This is a genomic window from Streptomyces cacaoi (assembly GCF_006539165.1).
GTDB lineage: Bacteria > Actinomycetota > Actinomycetes > Streptomycetales > Streptomycetaceae > Streptomyces > Streptomyces cacaoi.
Genome location: NZ_BJMM01000079.1, coordinates 1 through 17,203, shown reverse-complemented (window position 1 = coordinate 17,203; position 17,203 = coordinate 1). Strand labels below are relative to the sequence as shown.

The following is a 17,203-nucleotide window of genomic DNA, read 5'->3' as shown; positions in this document are numbered from 1 at the left end:
CGGCCGCCTCGTGGACCGGCGGGTGTGCGCCGCCGAACGCCCTTGCCAGGCCGGCCATTTGACCCCGGTGATTCATCTCCCATGTTGCTGTTGTGACGGGTTCACTACACTCGGGCACCTGATGTACGGGGGTTCACAGCGGTCCATCCGTGCGCCCCGACCGACCGCGACCGGGAGTTGTGCACGATGAACGACCGAACGACCAGCGCCCGCACCCGCATTCGCCTGCGCGGCACGGCCGCCGTCTGCGCGGTCACCGGAGCGCTGCTCCTCGGCGCGTGCGGCAGCGACGACAGCGGAGACAAATCCGGCGAAATCAAGGGCGCCGACAAAGGCGGCACATCCCCCACGGCATCCGCCTCCGGCAGCCCGGGCGACGACATCGAACGCCCCGACATCAAGCTCGGCAAGGACGCGGAGAACGTCTTCGAAAAAACGGAAACCGGCGACCCGACGAAGGCCCGCGTCCTGGCGGACAACCAGCGTCGGATCGACTCCATCGACCAGGTGATCACTCGTCGGGTCGGCCTGAAGACCATGAACTTCTACGCCAAGGGCCAGGTCCTGCGGAACGAGACGGAGTACGCCAAGAACTACGTGGAACAGAACGTCACTTGGGTGGGTAAGACCCACTACTACAACCAGTCGGTGACCCTGGACGGGAAGAACAAGGCCACCGTCACGTTCTGCATCGACGAGAGCGATTCCACGACGAAACACCTGAAGACAGGGAAGTTGGACCCCAAGCAGAAGAGCGAGAAGAGCTTCACGTTCAACACCGTGGAGATGGAACGGAACAAGAACGGCGTCTGGCAAGGCACGGAAGGAAGCTCGACCCTCGGGGGGCAGAAGTGCGCCCGGTGAACAGATCCGCCCTGGTCCTTGTCGCACTCACGGCGCTCGTGACGTGCTCCACAGGGGCAGCGCAAGCAGGTCCGACGGACGGAGGACCAGTCGCGAGAAACCAGGGCAACACAGCCTTGAACGGGTCCGGCGGGGGTGAGAAGCAGTCTGTCGGGGCGAAGGCGACGCGGGCGCGGACGGTCGTCGTCGAGGGGGACAAGGGCAACAGCGGGTCGCTGAAGCCGCAGAACACGAGCTGGGAAGCGCCTGCCTGCTGGTACGAGCCGCGGACATCGCCCAAAGAGCTCAAGGCCCTCATGAAGAAGTACGAGCCCGACAAGCCCAAGAAGAAGAAGGAAACGAACCCGCTGGACCCCGTGGACCACGACGAGATCGCACGGAAGATCCAGGGCCAGGCACAGGGCTTCGTGGGCGAGTACTACCAGGTCGACAAGTACAAGAACTACAACCTCGACAAACAGGGCAAGGGCATGTTCTGGGAAGGCGTGCCGAACCCCAACAAGAAGAACGACCCCAAGGCCAACGACTGCATGAAGCACGCCATCTGGGTCGACAAGGGCGAGACCCCCGACGTCCCGAACGCCATCAGCCCGAAGGTCCTCGCGGAGTACGCCTACGACGAACTCCCCATCCCCGGCACGGACGTCGAGATCAGCCCCAAGGACAAGCAGACCGTCAACCTCAAGACATGGGTCTGGCTGGACAAGGCGAAATTCAAACCCGTCACGGTACGGGCCGAACTCCCGGGCACAGGCCTGTGGGCCGAAACGAAAGCCGAACCCTACGCCCTGACACTGGAGCCGGGCACCACGGACGCGGACACATATCCGGCCAGCGGAAAGTGCGTCATCGAGCACGGCAGCATCGGCGAGCCCTACACCAAGGGCAACAGCAACCAGACCCCACCGTGCGGCCTCACCTACCACCGCGCAACGCAAGGCGGCGGATCCTTCCCACTCAAGGCAACCCTGACCTGGAAGGTCTCCTGGAACGGCACCGACGGCGCCGGCGACGACCTCCCGGAAGGCTCCTACGACGAAACCCGGAACATCACCGTCCGCGAAGTCCAGTCCATCGTCCGCTGACTCGGCACCAACGACATACGGACCCTCCAGCGGATGGGCAAGTTGCCGCCCACGTCCGCTTTCAAGCCCAGGCTCGAAGACCTCTGAGTGATGAAACGTAGAGCGCTGACCTACTCCCTGATATCCGCGACCGCGTGCCTTCTGCTGGTGGCCGGTCTGTTGACCTGGTGGAACACCAACTTCCTGGGACCGGACACCTTCTGCGACGGCGCGCTGGCACGCTCCGATGTGGAGGCGGCGCTCGAAGGGAAGGGGCGGGTGACGGAGTCGGCGAGTCCGGATCCCAGCTCGTACGCACTGCGGTGCGAGGTCGCGCGCAGCAGTAGATTCATCGACTCCCCGCAGCCCGAGTTCAAGGTTGCTTTCGACCCGTTGAGCGGAGCGGCGGTCTTCCAGTCGCGGGTGTGGCAGTCGCGGGGCGGCATGTCCCTCGCCCGCGAGGGGCTTCCCGCCGGGGCAACGGACCGGCGAGCGTGGCTGCTGTTGCCGAGTTCCTGCTGGAAGAAGATCCCGGCCAGGTCCGCTGCGATTCCATTCGTCACGACAGAGCTGAAGGAAGGATCGGCACGGCCACAAGCTCTGTTGCGGATCACGCAGTTGGCGGCGCAGCGGGTCATGGAGCGGGCCGGTTGCCCTGAGACACCGGCATCGCCCGAGGCGGCGGTGGACGCGGCGCCGGCTCCGGAGAAGAAGAAGGAAACCGATCCGCAGCGGGTCTGCGGTATCCCCGGGTTCACTCTGCCAAAGGAGGTACTGCTCCCGGGGAGTGTCGAGTTGGGTACCGAGCGCACGACGTCTGCCAAGGGCAAGGCTCGGCTCTGTGAGCTGCATCTGCGGGGGAAGAATCACCCGGGGGTCACCCTCTCCATCAGCGACAACAAGGATGTGGTCGCCGCGGTGCAGAAGGAGGACCCCGCCATCACTCTCGGCGAGACCGAAATCCTTACCTGCTCTGACGGAGAGCTGTACGTCGGCCTGTGGGCGAACGACTCCTACAAGGACGCGTTCCTGGACAACGCTGCCAAGGGCAGGTCACCTCGCTCGGACGTCTTCGACGACCTCGTGACCACCCTGGCCACCTCCCAAGCAGAGGCACGCGGTTGGCAGGGCTGCGGATCGTGAGTGTGCCGGGGTCGAGGCGCGGAGGTGTCTTTGGCCGGGCTCCGGTCAGGGTGTGCGGAGGTGTACCGGCCGGCTTCCGGTAGCGGGTGTGCGGGTCAGAGCCGCCCGCCCCGCAGCAGCACCCGCCCCAGGCCGGATTGGGTGAGGGCCAGGCCGTGGATGACGGGGACGGAGGTGAGGAGGAAGAAGAGGCCGGCGGTGGTGTTGCCGAGGATGTCCGCGCCGGTGCCGCTCCAGCCGAAGGCCAGATCGATCCAGCCGTCGTACTCGTCGCGCGGGATGCTCCAGGACCACAGGCCGTAGGTCGTGCCGCCGAGGCCGGCGCACAGCCAGACGAGGGTGAGGGCGAACGTCGCCACGCGGACGGGGAAGGCGACGATCGCGTGCACCAGGTCGCGCCAGCCCTGTGCGTCGGCCAGCAGGCCCCAGCCGCCGCGGCGCGGCCCGTCCGCGGGCGGCGGGAGGGCCCTGCCGGTGGCGTGCGCGATCTGTGCGGCCTCGACGCGGGCGAAGAAGCGGGCGACGGACAGCGTCCCGCCCAGGACGAACACGCCGAACAGCAGGATCAGCGTGCCGGCGCCCAGCGCGAAGCCGGTGACCAGCAGCACGAACGCCGCTGTGCCCAGCGGCAGTCCGGACAGCAGGTAGCCCACCTCACGGCCGAAGCGGCCCTTGCCGTTGCTGCGCGCGGTCGCGTCCGCTGCCCAGGTGGCGGACGGCTGCGGGTGAAGGTTCGGCTGCGTCATGTACTCCACTGTTCCGCTCGGCGCGCGGACGGCACAGCCGTTTGACCGGTCTCCGCGGGGTGGTGCCAGGTACACCCCGGCCGCGGGCTTGCCGAAACCACAACGAATATCGCCCGGCCCGGCGGCCGGATGCATGATCGCCCCCTACGTCCCTCCGCCCCCGGCCGACCGGGCCGCCGGGGCCGCGCGCGGCCGCGGTCCCGCTCCGGCGCCCGCCGGGAGCCGCACGAGCAGGAGACCTCATGCAGCGCACCCCGTCCCCGGCACCGACGAAGCACCACCTGCTCGACACCCCTGCGGGCCGCACCCACGCGGTGGAGCAGGGCAGCGGGCCGCTGGTGCTGCTCCTGCACGGGTTTCCCGAGACGTGGCACTCGTGGCGGCACCAGCTGCCGGCGCTGGCCGCCGCCGGGTACCGCGCCGTGGCGATCGATGTCCGCGGCTACGGGCGGTCGTCCAGGCCGGCCGGGTCCGACCACTACCGGATGACCGAGCTGGTGGCGGACGCCGCCGCCGTGGTCCGGGCGCTCGGCGAGAGGGAGGCGGTCGTCGTGGGGCACGACTGGGGCGCCACGATCGCGGCCCACTGCGCGCTGCTGCGCCCGGACGTCTTCCGCGCGGTCGGCATGCTCGGTGTGCCCTACGCGCCGCCCGGCGGACCGCGCCCGAGCGAGGTGTTCGCCGGGATGGGCGGCGAGGAGGAGTTCTACGTCTCCTACTTCCAGGAGCCCGGACGGGCCGAGCGGGAGATCGAGCCGGATGTGCGCGGCTGGCTGACGGGCTTCTACGCCGCGCTGTCGGCGGACACCATGCCGGGCCCGGACGCGCCGGATCCGCACTTCGTGACCCGCGCCGGGGGCACGCTGCGCGAACGCTTCCCCGCCGGCAGGCGCCCGGCCTGGCTCGACGACGCCCAACTGGACGCCTACGCGCAGGAGTTCGAACGGACGGGGCTCGAAGGCGCGTTGAACCGCTACCGCGCCATGGACCGCGACTGGGAGGATCTGGCCGGTCACGCGGGCGAACCGATCCGCCGGCCCGCCCTGTTCGTCGCCGGGGCCGAGGACGCCTCCGTCGGCTGGCTGAAGGACGCGATCGACGCGTTCCCCACGACCCTGCCGGAGCTGCGCGGCAACCATCTGCTCGACGGCTGCGGCCACTGGGTCCAGCAGGAACGCCCCGAGGAGACCAACGAGATCCTCACCGAGTGGCTCGCGGGCCTGTCGGGCTGACCGCTCCGTCCGCACCCGGTGCGACCGGTTCGCGCAGCCCCCGCAGCAACAGCCGTCCGACGGCGGGGAAGACGATCAGCGGGGCGAGCGCGAACCGGAGCGAGGTGGCGTCGGCCAGGGCGCCGATCAGCGGACCGGCCACGCCGCCGACGCTGACGGTCAGCCCCAGGGTGACGCCGCTCGCGGTGCCCATGCGCCCGGGCAGATAGTCCTGTCCGAGCGTGACGTGCAGCGAGAACGGTACATACAGCCCGGCCGAGGTGAGCGCGATGAACGGATAGAGCGCCGGGCCGGGCACCAGCACCACCCCGGCGACGGCGGGCACGGTCGCCGCGTACGACCAGCGCACGACGGCGACCCGCCCGAACCGGCCGGCGAGGCGTCCGCCGGCGACGGTGCCCACCGCGCCGCCCAGGTAGAGCACGAACAGGGCGGCGGTGCCCGCCTGTTCGCCCCAGCCGGTGCGCTCGCGGACGAACACCGGGACGAAGGTGCTCAGTCCGACGAAGACGATGGAGCGGCAGACGATCGCCCCGGACAGCCGCCCGAACGACCACCAGTCGTCCCCGGGGCCGTCCCGTCCCCCGCTACCTCCCTGCCCACCGCTCCTGCCCTGCCCACCGCTCCCGCCGTCGTCCCGCCCGGCGCCGCCATCACCGTTCCCGTCCCGCCCGGCGCGGCCCTCACCGCTCGCGCCCAGCCCGTTGCCGCCCTCCTCGCCGTCGTCCCGCCCGGCGCAGCCGCCACCGCTCCCGCCCCGGAGGTCGGTCTCGGCGCCCCGCACGTCCTCCTCGGCACCCCGCCGGGCCCGTATCGCACGGGTCGCGGCCACGCACAGGCCCGCGCCGGCGACGGCGGGCAGCCCCAGCAGCGGTGAGGCCCGGAGTCCGGCGGTCCCCACCACGGCCGCCACCAGCAGCGGCGCGGCCGCGAAGCCGAGGTTGCCGCCGAGCGAGAACCAGCCCATCGAGGTGTGCGTGCCCCGTCCCGCCGCGCGCGCCACCCGGGCGGATTCGGGGTGGTAGGCGGCGACGCCGATCCCGGAGACGGCGATCACGGTGAGCGTGAGCGGGTACGACCCGGTCACTCCGGCCAGCGCCACCCCGGCGCCGCCCACGAGCGTGCTCACCGGCAGCAGCCACGGCAGCCGCCACCGGTCGGTGAGCGCACCGAACAGCGGCTGGACGACGGACGACAGCAGGGAGGCCGCCAGCACGATCCCGGAGGCCGCGGCGTAGCTGTAGGCCCGCTCGGCGAGGAAGTACGGGACGAGCGCGGCCACCGCCCCCTGGTAGACGTCCACGCAGGCGTGCCCGAGCGACAGCAGGGTGAGCGGGCCGGGCCCGGAACGGCTACGGGAGGGGAGCCGGGTGCGGGTGCGGGGTGATGGATGCGCGAGTGCGGACGGGGTGGATCGGTTGTTCGGCACCTGTGGATCGTCGCGGGACGACGCCCTGTCCCGCTTCCGATAAATTGCCAACCGATGTCGAACACCCGCCAGGACGCGGGGAGTCCGCACCCCGATCCCCGCACCTCCCCGACGCCCTCACCAGTGACGCCGACAGCACCTCCGGCAGCGCCGCCGACAGCACCCGCGCACAGGGTCCGAACGGCGACCGCCTCCACCGACGCCACGACCGATGCCGTCCCCGGTGCCACCACCGGTGCCACCACCGGCGTCACTTCCGACGTCACCACCGGCGCCACGGCAGGGGCCGCCGACAGCGCCGCCACCGGTGTGGTCACCGGTGTCGTCCGCCACGAGCCGGCCGCGCCGACCCGCGCACAGACCCTCGCCCCCGGCGCCCGTATCGACGCGCACCGGCACGACGAGCACCAGATCGCCTACGCGGGCACGGGAGTTGTGGCGGTCACGACCGACGCCGGTACCTGGTTCGCGCCCGGCACCCGCGCCATCTGGGTGCCGGCGGGCACCGTGCACGCGCACCGCGCCTACGGCCGGCTCGATCTGCACCTCGTCGGCCTGCCGGCGGACGACAACCCGCTCGGCCCGGACGTCCCGACGGTCCTCGCCGTCAGCCCGCTCCTGCGGGAGCTGATACGCGCCTACACGGCGGCGCCCGGCGACACCGGGGCCGAACGCCGCCGGCTGCGCGCCGTCCTCCGCGACCAGTTGCGTGCCTCGCCCCAGCAGCCGCTCCGGCTGCCCGCAGCGTCCGATCCCCGGCTGGCGTCGGTCTGTTCGCTCCTGGACGCCGACCCGGCCGACCCGCGCACCCTGGCGGACCTCGGCGCGGCGACGAACACGAGCGCCCGCACCCTCAGCCGGCTGTTCCGCGCCGAGTTCGGCATGACCTTCCCGCAGTGGCGCACCCAGGTCCGGCTCTACCATGCCCTGCGGATGCTGGCCGACGGCGCACCCGTCACCGCGGTCGCCCACCGGTGCGGCTGGTCCTCCCCCAGCGCCTTCATCGACGTCTTCCGCCGCGCCTTCGGCAGCACGCCGGGCGCACACCACCGCGCCCCGTAGCCTCCGCTCCTCCCGGCGTCCGCTCCCGTGCGCACCGGTGCACCCCGGGCGAACGGCGTTACAGGGAAGGACGGTTGAGGGCACGGGGCGCGACACGGGGCGCGGGGCCCGGTGTGCGGGCGCGGCGGCGCGGGCGGACGGCCGGGTGGGTCCGTCCGCCCGCGAGGGGTCACCGCACCGTGACCGTCACGACGTTCGACGCCTTGCCGTCGATCACCGTACGGATCTCCTGCTTGCCCTTCATGCCGAGCTTGACCCGCATCGAGTAGTCGAGCGAGCGGTTCACCACGGAAGTCGCCGGCAGGTTCTTCCACTTGCCCTGCTGCTTCTGCTGGAGCTGGACCTTCGTCCCGGCCTTGATGCCCTGTACCTTGCCGTGCAGCCGGAACTGCTCCCACGCCTTCACGGTCGTACGGTCGGCCTTCACGGTGTTCGTCTTGGTGGCGACCTGACCCGTGTCCGGTGCCGGGGCGGGCGCCGGGGACGAGGGTGCTGCGGTGGCGGTGGCGGCGCCCGCGCCGAGCAGTGCGGCGGCGGTGACGCCCACGACGGCGGTACGAAGGCGGAAGGAGCGGTTCATCGGCATACTCCCTGTTCTGTGGCTGTCTCGGCTGTCTCCGACTGCGAGTACGCCTCCGATTGAAGTTCCCCCGGGGCATGTGGGACATCAGCCCTAAGTCCTGAAAACTCGGGGAACTCCGTCCTCCAGATGCACAACCTCAACGGTCCGTCATGCGTCGGTCACCGTCGGTCGGCCTCCCCCGGGCGGCAGACCCGCAGCGCCACGGGCACCGCCGTCGGCGACAGGCCCGAAGGAACCCGGGAACGGCCTCGGCAGCAGACCCGCAGCGCGACCGGCGCGAACGCACCGAGGGCGGGCACCCCGTCGGGATGCCCGCCCTCGGACCGGCGTGGAGCCGGACGTCAGCGCACGGTGGCTGCTGCGATGTGCGGCCGGATCAGAAGTCCATGCCGCCCATGCCGCCGGGGGCACCGGCGTCGGCGCCCGCGGCGGCCTTCTCCGGCTTGTCGGCGATGACGGCCTCGGTGGTGAGGAAGAGCGCCGCGATGGAGGCGGCGTTCTGGAGCGCGGAGCGCGTCACCTTGGCCGGGTCGAGGATGCCCTCGGCGATCATGTCGACGTACTCGCCCGAGGCGGCGTTCAGGCCGTGGCCCGTGGTCAGGTTGCGGACCTTCTCCACGATGACGCCGCCTTCGAGACCGGCGTTGACCGCGATCTGCTTGAGCGGGGCCTCCAGGGCCAGCTTGACGGCGGCGGCACCGGTGGCCTCGTCGCCCTCCAGCTCCAGCTTCTCGAAGACGGAGGACGCCTGGAGCAGGGCCACGCCACCGCCGGCGACGATGCCCTCCTCGACGGCCGCCTTCGCGTTGCGGACGGCGTCCTCGATGCGGTGCTTGCGCTCCTTCAGCTCGACCTCGGTGGCGGCACCGGCCTTGATGACGGCCACGCCGCCGGCCAGCTTCGCCAGACGCTCCTGGAGCTTCTCACGGTCGTAGTCGGAGTCGCTGTTCTCGATCTCGGCGCGGATCTGGTTCACGCGGCCCTGGACGGCCTCGCTGTCACCGGCACCGTCGACGATGGTGGTCTCGTCCTTCGTGATGACGACCTTGCGGGCGCGGCCCAGCAGCTCCAGACCGGCGTTCTCCAGCTTGAGGCCGACCTCCTCGGAGATGACCTGGCCACCGGTGAGGATGGCGATGTCGCCGAGCATGGCCTTGCGGCGGTCGCCGAAGCCCGGGGCCTTGACGGCGACGGACTTGAAGGTGCCACGGATCTTGTTGACGACGAGCGTGGACAGCGCCTCGCCCTCGACGTCCTCCGCGATGATCAGCAGCGGCTTGCCCGACTGCATGACCTTCTCCAGCAGCGGAAGGAGGTCCTTCACGTTGCTGATCTTGGAGTTGACGATGAGGATGTAGGGGTCCTCCAGCTCCGCCTCCATGCGCTCCATGTCGGTGGCGAAGTAGGCGGAGATGTAGCCCTTGTCGAAGCGCATGCCCTCGGTGAGCTCCAGCTCGAGACCGAAGGTCTGCGACTCCTCGACGGTGATGACGCCTTCCTTGCCGACCTTGTCCATGGCCTCGGCGATCAGCTCGCCGATCTGGGTGTCGGCAGCGGAGATGGAGGCGGTGGAGGCGATCTGCTCCTTGGTCTCCACGTCCTTCGCCTGCTCCAGCAGGGCGGCGGAGACGGCCTCGGTGGCGCGCTCGATGCCGCGCTTCAGGGCCATCGGGTTGGCGCCGGCGGCGACGTTGCGCAGGCCCTCCTTGACCAGGGCCTGGGCCAGGACGGTCGCGGTCGTCGTGCCGTCACCGGCGACGTCGTCCGTCTTCTTCGCGACCTCCTTGACCAGCTCGGCGCCGATCTTCTCGTAGGAGTCCTCGAGCTCGATCTCCTTGGCGATGGAGACACCGTCGTTGGTGATCGTGGGGGCGCCCCACTTCTTCTCCAGCACGACGTTGCGGCCCTTGGGGCCGAGCGTGACCTTGACGGCGTCGGCGAGCTGGTTCATGCCGCGCTCAAGCCCTCGCCGCGCCTCCTCGTCGAAGGCGATGATCTTGGCCATGTGAAGTGGTCCTCCCGGACGGGATGGGTGTCCCCCGCTCGTAACGAGCCGGGGGCGGATTTCTCCGGACCGCGCTGGCGCCCGCGACGGACGGCCCGCGCCCCGGCGGCTCCTTGCTCCGCCAGGCCCGCGACCTCACCGACCCGGTCCTTCTTTGTCACTCACACACGGAGAGTGCTAACGCCAATAATTAGCACTCGCCCAGTGAGAGTGCAAGCGCCCTTCGGAGCCCCGGCACGGGCGCACGACCGCGCACGGACGGAACGCCGGAGGGGGCACGGCGAAACCCCGGGCAGGCACGCAGGCCGACACCCGGGCAGGCACGCGACACCCGGCAGGCGCGCGGGCCGACACCCGGCAGGCGCGCGGGCCGACACCCGGCAGGCGCGGGCGGACGCGCGGGCAGGCGACGCGGACAGGCGCGCGGAAGGGCACGCGGACAGACACGCGGGCAGACGCGGGGGCAGACGCGGGGAAGGCGAAGCGGACAGGCACGCAGAAGGGCCGCACCCCGAGGGGTGCGGCCCTTGGACTCTGCGGTGATGCGCAGTCCGGCGAGGCTCAGCCGGTCACGCGGACCATGTCCGCCTGCGGACCCTTCTGACCCTGCGAGATCTCGAACTCGACCCGCTGCCCTTCATCCAGGGTGCGATAACCGTCCATCTGGATCGCGCTGTAGTGGACGAACACGTCCGCACCACCGTCGACCGCGATGAAGCCGTACCCCTTCTCCGCGTTGAACCACTTGACGGTGCCCTGAGCCATTCCTAACTCCCCTATTGCCGGCCCTTGCACGAGTCCGCACTTCGCGAACCCGGGTCAGACCTCACCCCCGGCGTGAGGGTGTGCGCCGGAACGCGTCGACCGCCGCTGAATGTATCTGCACGGACGCCCTCCGCAACAGGTCAATCGGACGAGAAATCTGCACACCGCCGGTCGGGCGAAACGGCTCAACTCCCCTGAAACGAGGGCAAGTCGGGCCGGGCATAAGGAGCCTTCACGACAATTGCCACACCATTTTCCTCGGCGTTCCACCGGCGGACCGGCCGCAACTTGTCGCGTTCTTCGCGGTGTTCGGGCACGCACCCCGGGGAAGGACTTCCGGGACGTGTGCGGGGAGGAGCGACGATCACTCTACCGCCTTCCGGAACGCGGAATCGCCCCCACCCGGGACGTTCCGGAGGGGGCGATTCCGTGCTTTTCACGAGCGCCGTACGCCGGGGAAATCCCGCCGGCGCGACACGGCGTGCGGCGCGGCATTCCGTGGGCCGGCGGGCGTTTCCGCGGGCGGCGCGGCCTCAGCAGCCGCCGGCGACGGCGGGAATGATCGAGACGCCGGCGCCGTCCGGGGTCGGCGTCTCCAGGCCCTGCTCGAAGCGGACGTCGTCGTCGTTGACGTAGACGTTCACGAAGCGGCGCAGCTTGCCGGTGTCGTCCAGGATGCGGGCCGAGATGCCCGCGTGGTTCTTCTCCAGGTCGGCCAGCACCTCGGAGAGGCTCGCGCCCTCGGCGGAGACCTCGGCCTGCCCGCCGGTGTAGGTGCGCAGGATGGTCGGGATCCGGACGTTCACGCTCATGCTCTTCTTCCTTACTGAACGGGGCGGGTGCGGGGGACGGCGCGGGAGGGAACGGCCGCGGTCAGGCGAGGCCGGCGTCGCGGAAGGCGGCGAGCGACGGGGCGATCACCGCGGAGGGCCGGGCGGTGGGCGCGACGGCGTCCAGCGTCTTGAGCCCGTCGCCGGTGTTGAGGACGACGGTGGACAGCGCCGGGTCGAGTGCTCCGGAGGCGATGAGCTTGCGGGTGACACCGAGCGTGACGCCGCCCGCGGTCTCCGCGAACACCCCCTCGGTCCGGGCGAGGAGCCGGATGGAGTCGACGATCTGCGCGTCGTCCACGTCGTCGACGGCGCCGCCGGTGCGCTTGCAGATGTCGATGACGTACGGACCGTCGGCCGGGTCGCCGATCGCCAGGGACTTGGCGATGGTGTCGGGCTGCTTGACCGGACGCACGTCCGAGCCGTCCTTGAACGCGCGGGAGACCGGCGCACAGCCCTCGGCCTGCGCGGCGAAGATCCGGTACGGCTTCTCCTCGACGAGGCCGAGCGCGATCAGTTCGCGGAGCCCCTTGTCGATCTTCACCAGCTGGCAGCCGGAGGCGACGGGGATGACGATCTGGTCCGGCAGCCGCCAGCCGAGCTGCTCGCAGATCTCGTACGCCAGGGTCTTGGAGCCCTCGGCGTAGAAGGGGCGCAGATTGACGTTGGTGAAGCCCCAGCCCTCGCCCAGCGGGTCGCCGATCAGCTCGGAGCAGAAGCGGTTCACGTCGTCGTACGTGCCGTCGATCGCGACCAGGTCGCCGCCGTAGACGGCGGCCATCACGACCTTCGACTGCTCCAGCCCGTCGGGGATGAACACACAGCTGCGCAGCCCGGCGCGGGAGGCGGCGGCGCCGACGGCCCCGGCCAGGTTGCCCGTCGAGGAGCAGGACAGCGTGGTGAGCCCGAAGGCGCGGGCCGCCTCCAGGGCGATGGCGACGGGCCGGTCCTTGAAGGAGTGGGTGGGGTTGCCGGAGTCGTCCTTGACGTACAGGCCGCCGGTGACGCCGAGTTCGGCCGCGAGTCGGTCGGCCTGCACGAGCGGGGTGAAGCCCGGGTTCAGATTGGGCTTGGCCGCCACGTCCGCCGGGACGGGCAGCAGCGGTGCGTACCTCCACATCGAGGCGGGCCCTGCCTCGATCCGCTCGCGGAGCCCCGCCGGGTCGCCGGCCGGCAGCTCGTAGGCGACCTCCAGCGGGCCGAAGCACTCCAGACACACGAAGTGCGGGCCGAGCGCGGTGCGGGTGCCGCACTCGCGACAGGAGAGCGCGACGGCGGCGCCCAGCGAGGGCTCTGCGGAACCGGAGGAGCCGGCGGGGGAATCAGCGGGGGAATCAGTGGGGGAGGTGCTTGCAACTGTCTGCACAGCCATGGAGGCGAGGCCCTTTCTCCTCATCTTCCCCGTGGCGTATCTCGTCACGGGCCGGAATTGGCACCGTCCCCACGAGGCGGTCTCGCCTGGGTTCCGCCAGGAATGTCCACTGTGCACGGAACCTGATGTCCGCTGCGGTCGCTCCGCACGCGGTCGCGGGATGGTTGCCGGGGCTTCAACGGGCCGGATCCCTCTGCCCCTCTGGATGAGCTTCGGTATGGCACGGCGGCGCGGGCGCCGTCGGCGTTTGTCACACGTCACCCCGGCATGCGGAGGTCACGCGCGTTGTTCAAGACTGTAACCGACGTGAGTGACGGCTCAAGAGAGTCGTCCGAACCGCGAGACGGAACCGAGGAAGGGCATCCGCGTGCTGGATGAAGTGGGCCGTTGGCTCCAGCGCCGCTCCTGGCGCGCCGCCGACCGGCCGCTGGAGAGCCTGCTGGCCGCGAAGCGGCGCACGGGCAGCACCGTCAGCGTCGTGCTGCCCGCGCTGGACGAACAGGACACGGTCGGCGAGATCGTCTCCGTCATCCGCCGCGAGCTGGCCGGCCGGAGCGCTCCGCTGGTCGACGAACTGGTCGTGATGGACTCCGGCTCCACCGACCGCACCGCCGAGGTCGCCGCGCGGGCCGGTGCCCGCGTCGTCCACCGCGACGCGGTGCTGCCCCGGCTGCCCGCCCGGCCGGGCAAGGGCGAGGTGATGTGGCGTTCGCTGCTGGTGACCGGCGGCGACATCGTCTGCTTCGTGGACGCCGACCTGCGCGAGTTCTCCGCCGACTTCGTCTCCGGCATCGTCGGCCCGCTGCTCACCGACCCGCAGCTCCAGCTCGTCAAGGCGATGTACGACCGGCCGCTGCACGACAGCCCCGGCGGCGGCGGGCGGGTCACGGAGCTGGTCGCCCGGCCGCTGATCAATCTGCACTGGCCGCGGCTGGCCGGCTTCGTCCAGCCGCTGGGCGGCGAGTACGCGGCCCGCCGGCAGCTGCTGGAACGGCTGCCCTTCCCCGTCGGCTACGGCGTCGAACTGGGCCTCCTCGTCGACGCGCTGGAGCTGGCCGGGCTCGACGCCCTCGCCCAGGTCGACGTCGGGGTGCGCCACCACCGGCACCAGGACGGGCAGGCGCTCGGCCGGATGGCCACGGCGATCTGCGCCACCGCCGAACGCCGGCTGCCCCGCGCGGGCGCCGCGCTCCCCGGGGCGCTCTCCCTGACCCAGTTCGAACGCGCCGCCGGAGCCGACGCCGGCGCCCCGGGCTCGTTCGTACCCCGCACCCACACCCTCGGTACCGAGGAGCGGCCGCCCGTGCGGACGCTGCCGGAGTACGCGCCGCGCGCCGCCTGAGCCGCGTCGGCACGCCCCGGCACCGGCCGCCGCTGGCTTATCGTCACGGCATGCCGATGCCTGTGCCCCACCCCGTGACCGCAGCAGGGAAGGAAGGGCTCGCGGCGCTGCTCGCCGCCCCACAGCGCGCCGTCCTGGCCCTCGACTTCGACGGGACGCTCGCGCCGATCGTCGCCGACCCCGCCGAAGCGCGCGCCCACCCCGAGGCCGTGCCCGCGCTCGCCCGGCTCGCGCCGCGGCTGTGCGCCGTCGTCGTGATCACCGGCCGTCCGGCGCAGGACGCCGTCCGCTACAGCGGCTTCACCGCCGTACCCGAACTGGAACATGTGACCGTGCTCGGCGCGTACGGCGCCGAGCGGTGGGACGGCGCGACCGGCGCCGTGGAGGTGCCGCCACCGCCGCCCGGCGTCGACGCCGTACGCACCGAACTGCCCGGCGTGCTCGACGAGGCCGGCGCACCGCCCGGCACCTGGACCGAGGACAAGGGCCGCGCCCTGGCCGTGCACACCCGCCGCACCGCCGACCCGGACGGCGCGCTCGGCCGGCTGCGGGCACCGCTGACCGCCCTCGCCGAGCGGCACGGGCTGATCGTCGAACCCGGCCGGATGGTCCTGGAGCTGCGCCCGCCCGGCGCCGACAAGGGCGCCGCGCTGCGCGACTTCCTCACCCGGACACGGGCGGAGACCGTGCTGTACGCCGGTGACGACCTCGGCGACCTCGCCGCCTTCGCCGCCGTCGAGCGGATGCGGGCCGAGGACGGGCTGAAGGGGCTGCTGGTGTGCAGCGACGCGGCCGGAACCGGGGAGGCCGTCCCGGAGCTGGCCGCCCGGGCCGATCTGCGCGTCGCCGGGCCGGAGGGCCTCGTCGCCCTCCTCGACGCCCTCGAAGCCGCGCTCTGACCCCTCGGGGCCGGGGCGCCCGCGGCCCCGGCCCAAGGGGACCGGGCTCAGCCGCCCAGCGCGTGCAGCTGGTCGAGGAACCAGCGGCTGGGCGGCAGGGCCGTCGCGGCCGTCGCCAGCCGCGCCGCCCGTGCCGCCCGCTCGCCGCGCTCCATCGTCAGCCCCGCGTGCAGCGCCTCGGCCGTCGCCGTCACGTCGTACGGGTTGACCTCGATCGCGTCCTGGCGCATCTCCTCGAACGCCCCGGCCTCCCGCGAGAGCACCAGCGCACAGCCCTCCTCGGAGACCACGGGGATCTCCTTCGCGACGAGGTTCATCCCGTCCCTGATCGGGTTGACCAGCGCGACGTCGGCGAGCCGGTAGGCCGCCAGCGAGCGCGCGAAGTCGTCCTGCACATGCAGCAGGACGGGCGTCCAGCCGGGGCCGCCGAAGGCGTCGTTGATCTCCTCGGCGACGCGGGCGACCTCGGCCGTGTAGTCCCGGTAGACGGCCAGATCCTGGCGGGACGGGTAGGCGAAGGCGAGGTGCACGACGCGCTCGCGCCACTCCGGACGGTCCTCCAGCAGCCTCCGGTAGGCGTGCAGCCCGCGCACGATGTTCTTCGACAGCTCCGTACGGTCGACCCGCACGATCGTGCGCCGGGCGGCGCCGTCCGGCGCGTGCCCGATCTGCTCGCGCAACTGCGCCAGCCGTTCGGCCACGTCGTCGCGGTGCGCCCGCTCCCGGAGGAAGTCGGCGTCGGCGCCGAGCCCGTGCACCCCGATCTGCGTCGTCCGGCCCTCGTAGGTGATGCGCAGCGCGTCCCCTCCCTGCACCTCGCCCTCCACACGGGCGCCCAGCACCCGGGCACAGCACGCGGCGAACGCCTCGGCCCAGCGGCGGGTGAGGAAGGCGGCCCGGTCGGCGCCGAGAATGCCGCGCAGCACGGCCGCCGCGGTGGCGTCCGGCAGCATCCGGTAGTAGTCCGGCGGCGCCCACGGGGTGTGCGAGAAGTGCCCGATGCGCAGATCGGGGCGGCGCTCCCGCAACAGCTGCGGCACCAGGGTCAGGTGGTAGTCCTGCACGAGGACCACGGCGTCCTTGCCCGCCTCCTCGGCGAGCGCGTCCGCGAACGCCGTGTTGTACGCCTCGTACTCGGCCCACTCGCGCGCGAACCCCACGTCGAACGCGGGCTCCAACGGCGTCTGGTACAGCAGATGGTGGACGAACCACAGCACCGAGTTGGCCACCCCGTGGTAGGCGGCACGGAACGTCTCCTCCGGGATGTCGAGCATGCGGACGGCCTGTCCGCCGGTGTCGGCGCGGTCCAGCAGCCCGTCCGGGTGCTCGGCGGCGCGGCGCGCGGCCTCGCGGTCGCCGGAGCCGAGCGCGGCGCACACCCACACCGCCCCGGCCTCCGGGCCGATCGCCGAAAGGCCCGAGACGAGACCGCCGCCACCGCGCTTGGCGGTGAGCGGGCCGTTCTCCTCGGGACGGGAGTAGGAGACGGGGCCGCGGTTGGACGCGACCAGGATCCGGGCACTGCGGGCTTCGGGAGCTTCGGTGGCGGCCATGGTGCCGAGCTTAGTAAGGGGGTGGCTCCATGCCAGGGCGCTGCGCTGGCTGTGCCTCGTTGTGGTGCTCGTCGTTCCGTGCTGACCGGGTGTCCGCTTCGTCCCTGGCCCCGTTGGCCTCGTCGGCCGGGCGTCATGGCTCCGCCCGACGGTTCGTCGGCGCTTCGCCCCTTCGTTGCTTCGCTCCTTTGTCCCTTGGCCTCGGCGGCCGGGGATTCGGGGGCTCCGCACGATCGGTGCTTCGCTCCTTTGTCCCTTGGCCCCGTCGGCCTGGTGTCCGGGGGGCTCCGCACGATCGGTGCTTCGCTCCCGGT

Annotated in this window: 15 protein-coding genes and 1 riboswitch; of the genes, 7 read left to right on the top strand and 8 right to left on the bottom strand. The window is 71.7% G+C overall.

Translation table 11 applies throughout. The annotated features are described in order from the left end of the window. The first annotated feature begins 186 nt into the window (after window positions 1-186). From SCA03_RS32805 to SCA03_RS32795, 3 genes are all read left to right on the top strand, one after another. The gene (locus SCA03_RS32805) at window positions 187-864 is read left to right on the top strand and encodes a hypothetical protein (protein ID WP_086814225.1); all 678 of its coding nucleotides are present in this window, start codon (window positions 187-189) and stop codon (window positions 862-864) included. Window positions 865-1,160: 296 nt separating this feature from the next. Further along, window positions 1,161-1,949, top strand: a complete 789-nt coding sequence (locus tag SCA03_RS32800) for a hypothetical protein (RefSeq protein ID WP_230989066.1) — start codon at window positions 1,161-1,163, stop codon at window positions 1,947-1,949. 90 nt (window positions 1,950-2,039) lie between these two features. Then, on the top strand, window positions 2,040-3,071 hold the full coding sequence (locus SCA03_RS32795; protein WP_141275826.1) for a hypothetical protein: 1,032 nt from the start codon (window positions 2,040-2,042) through the stop codon (window positions 3,069-3,071). Between the two features lie 95 nt (window positions 3,072-3,166). Here the strand turns inward: SCA03_RS32795 and SCA03_RS32790 are convergent, their stop codons facing one another. Beyond that, complete coding sequence (locus SCA03_RS32790) at window positions 3,167-3,817, bottom strand: sensor domain-containing protein (protein WP_078874701.1); 651 nt, start codon at window positions 3,815-3,817, stop codon at window positions 3,167-3,169. A gap of 242 nt (window positions 3,818-4,059) precedes the next feature. On the opposite strand from SCA03_RS32790, the gene SCA03_RS32785 reads away from it, so the two are divergent. After that, window positions 4,060-5,049: an alpha/beta fold hydrolase gene (locus SCA03_RS32785; RefSeq protein ID WP_086814221.1), complete on the top strand. Its 990-nt coding sequence runs from the start codon at window positions 4,060-4,062 to the stop codon at window positions 5,047-5,049. Here the strand turns inward: SCA03_RS32785 and SCA03_RS32780 are convergent. Further along, complete coding sequence (locus SCA03_RS32780; protein ID WP_170297871.1) at window positions 5,018-6,373, bottom strand: MFS transporter; 1,356 nt, start codon at window positions 6,371-6,373, stop codon at window positions 5,018-5,020. The two genes, SCA03_RS32785 and SCA03_RS32780, sit on opposite strands and share 32 nt — an antisense overlap. Window positions 6,374-6,787: 414 nt before the next feature. Between SCA03_RS32780 and SCA03_RS32775 the strand changes: the two genes are divergently transcribed. Then, window positions 6,788-7,540, top strand: coding sequence for an AraC family transcriptional regulator (locus tag SCA03_RS32775; RefSeq protein ID WP_086814233.1), 753 nt, complete (start codon window positions 6,788-6,790; stop codon window positions 7,538-7,540). Window positions 7,541-7,709: 169 nt separating this feature from the next. Here the strand turns inward: SCA03_RS32775 and SCA03_RS32770 are convergent, their stop codons facing one another. The 5 genes from SCA03_RS32770 to thrC form a co-directional block, all read right to left on the bottom strand. Then, entirely contained in the window at window positions 7,710-8,120 is a 411-nt protein-coding gene (locus SCA03_RS32770; RefSeq protein ID WP_030886794.1) for a hypothetical protein, read from the bottom strand. 379 nt (window positions 8,121-8,499) lie between these two features. After that, window positions 8,500-10,128 (bottom strand): chaperonin GroEL, encoded by a 1,629-nt coding sequence (groL, locus tag SCA03_RS32765; protein ID WP_030890503.1) that lies wholly within the window; start codon window positions 10,126-10,128, stop codon window positions 8,500-8,502. A 561-nt stretch (window positions 10,129-10,689) separates the two neighbouring features. After that, on the bottom strand, window positions 10,690-10,893 hold the full coding sequence (locus SCA03_RS32760; protein ID WP_016472377.1) for a cold-shock protein: 204 nt from the start codon (window positions 10,891-10,893) through the stop codon (window positions 10,690-10,692). A 533-nt stretch (window positions 10,894-11,426) separates the two neighbouring features. Continuing rightward, window positions 11,427-11,705 carry a MoaD/ThiS family protein gene (locus tag SCA03_RS32755; protein ID WP_030886789.1) on the bottom strand — a complete coding sequence of 93 codons (279 nt, stop codon included), beginning with the start codon at window positions 11,703-11,705 and terminating at the stop codon, window positions 11,427-11,429. 61 nt (window positions 11,706-11,766) lie between these two features. Beyond that, entirely contained in the window at window positions 11,767-13,095 is a 1,329-nt protein-coding gene (thrC, locus tag SCA03_RS32750) for a threonine synthase (protein WP_030886785.1), read from the bottom strand. Between the two features lie 17 nt (window positions 13,096-13,112). Continuing rightward, window positions 13,113-13,307, bottom strand: a riboswitch (SAM riboswitch). 155 nt (window positions 13,308-13,462) lie between these two features. Here thrC and SCA03_RS32745 point away from each other — a divergent pair. Together SCA03_RS32745 and otsB are read left to right on the top strand one after the other, a co-directional pair. Then, the gene (locus SCA03_RS32745) at window positions 13,463-14,437 is read left to right on the top strand and encodes a glucosyl-3-phosphoglycerate synthase (protein ID WP_030886781.1); all 975 of its coding nucleotides are present in this window, start codon (window positions 13,463-13,465) and stop codon (window positions 14,435-14,437) included. A gap of 50 nt (window positions 14,438-14,487) precedes the next feature. Continuing rightward, window positions 14,488-15,336, top strand: a complete 849-nt coding sequence (gene otsB / locus SCA03_RS32740; protein WP_086814220.1) for a trehalose-phosphatase — start codon at window positions 14,488-14,490, stop codon at window positions 15,334-15,336. A gap of 47 nt (window positions 15,337-15,383) precedes the next feature. Here otsB and SCA03_RS32735 read toward each other — a convergent pair whose 3' ends face one another. After that, on the bottom strand, window positions 15,384-16,889 hold the full coding sequence (locus SCA03_RS32735) for an alpha,alpha-trehalose-phosphate synthase (UDP-forming) (RefSeq protein WP_030886775.1): 1,506 nt from the start codon (window positions 16,887-16,889) through the stop codon (window positions 15,384-15,386). Window positions 16,890-17,203: the final 314 nt, after the last annotated feature.

Excerpts from the sequence above, each read along its gene's own strand:
- SCA03_RS32755 (WP_030886789.1), bottom strand. The coding sequence starts at position 11,705 with ATGAGCGTGAACGTCCGGATCCCGACCATCCTGCGCACCTACACCGGC.
- SCA03_RS32800 (WP_230989066.1), top strand. The coding sequence starts at position 1,161 with ATGAAGAAGTACGAGCCCGACAAGCCCAAGAAGAAGAAGGAAACGAAC.
- SCA03_RS32770 (WP_030886794.1), bottom strand. The coding sequence starts at position 8,120 with ATGAACCGCTCCTTCCGCCTTCGTACCGCCGTCGTGGGCGTCACCGCC.
- SCA03_RS32795 (WP_141275826.1), top strand. The coding sequence starts at position 2,040 with ATGAAACGTAGAGCGCTGACCTACTCCCTGATATCCGCGACCGCGTGC.
- SCA03_RS32805 (WP_086814225.1), top strand. The coding sequence starts at position 187 with ATGAACGACCGAACGACCAGCGCCCGCACCCGCATTCGCCTGCGCGGC.
- SCA03_RS32735 (WP_030886775.1), bottom strand. The coding sequence starts at position 16,889 with ATGGCCGCCACCGAAGCTCCCGAAGCCCGCAGTGCCCGGATCCTGGTC.
- SCA03_RS32760 (WP_016472377.1), bottom strand. The coding sequence starts at position 10,893 with ATGGCTCAGGGCACCGTCAAGTGGTTCAACGCGGAGAAGGGGTACGGC.
- otsB (WP_086814220.1), top strand. The coding sequence starts at position 14,488 with ATGCCGATGCCTGTGCCCCACCCCGTGACCGCAGCAGGGAAGGAAGGG.
- SCA03_RS32790 (WP_078874701.1), bottom strand. The coding sequence starts at position 3,817 with ATGACGCAGCCGAACCTTCACCCGCAGCCGTCCGCCACCTGGGCAGCG.
- groL (WP_030890503.1), bottom strand. The coding sequence starts at position 10,128 with ATGGCCAAGATCATCGCCTTCGACGAGGAGGCGCGGCGAGGGCTTGAG.
- SCA03_RS32785 (WP_086814221.1), top strand. The coding sequence starts at position 4,060 with ATGCAGCGCACCCCGTCCCCGGCACCGACGAAGCACCACCTGCTCGAC.
- thrC (WP_030886785.1), bottom strand. The coding sequence starts at position 13,095 with ATGGCTGTGCAGACAGTTGCAAGCACCTCCCCCACTGATTCCCCCGCT.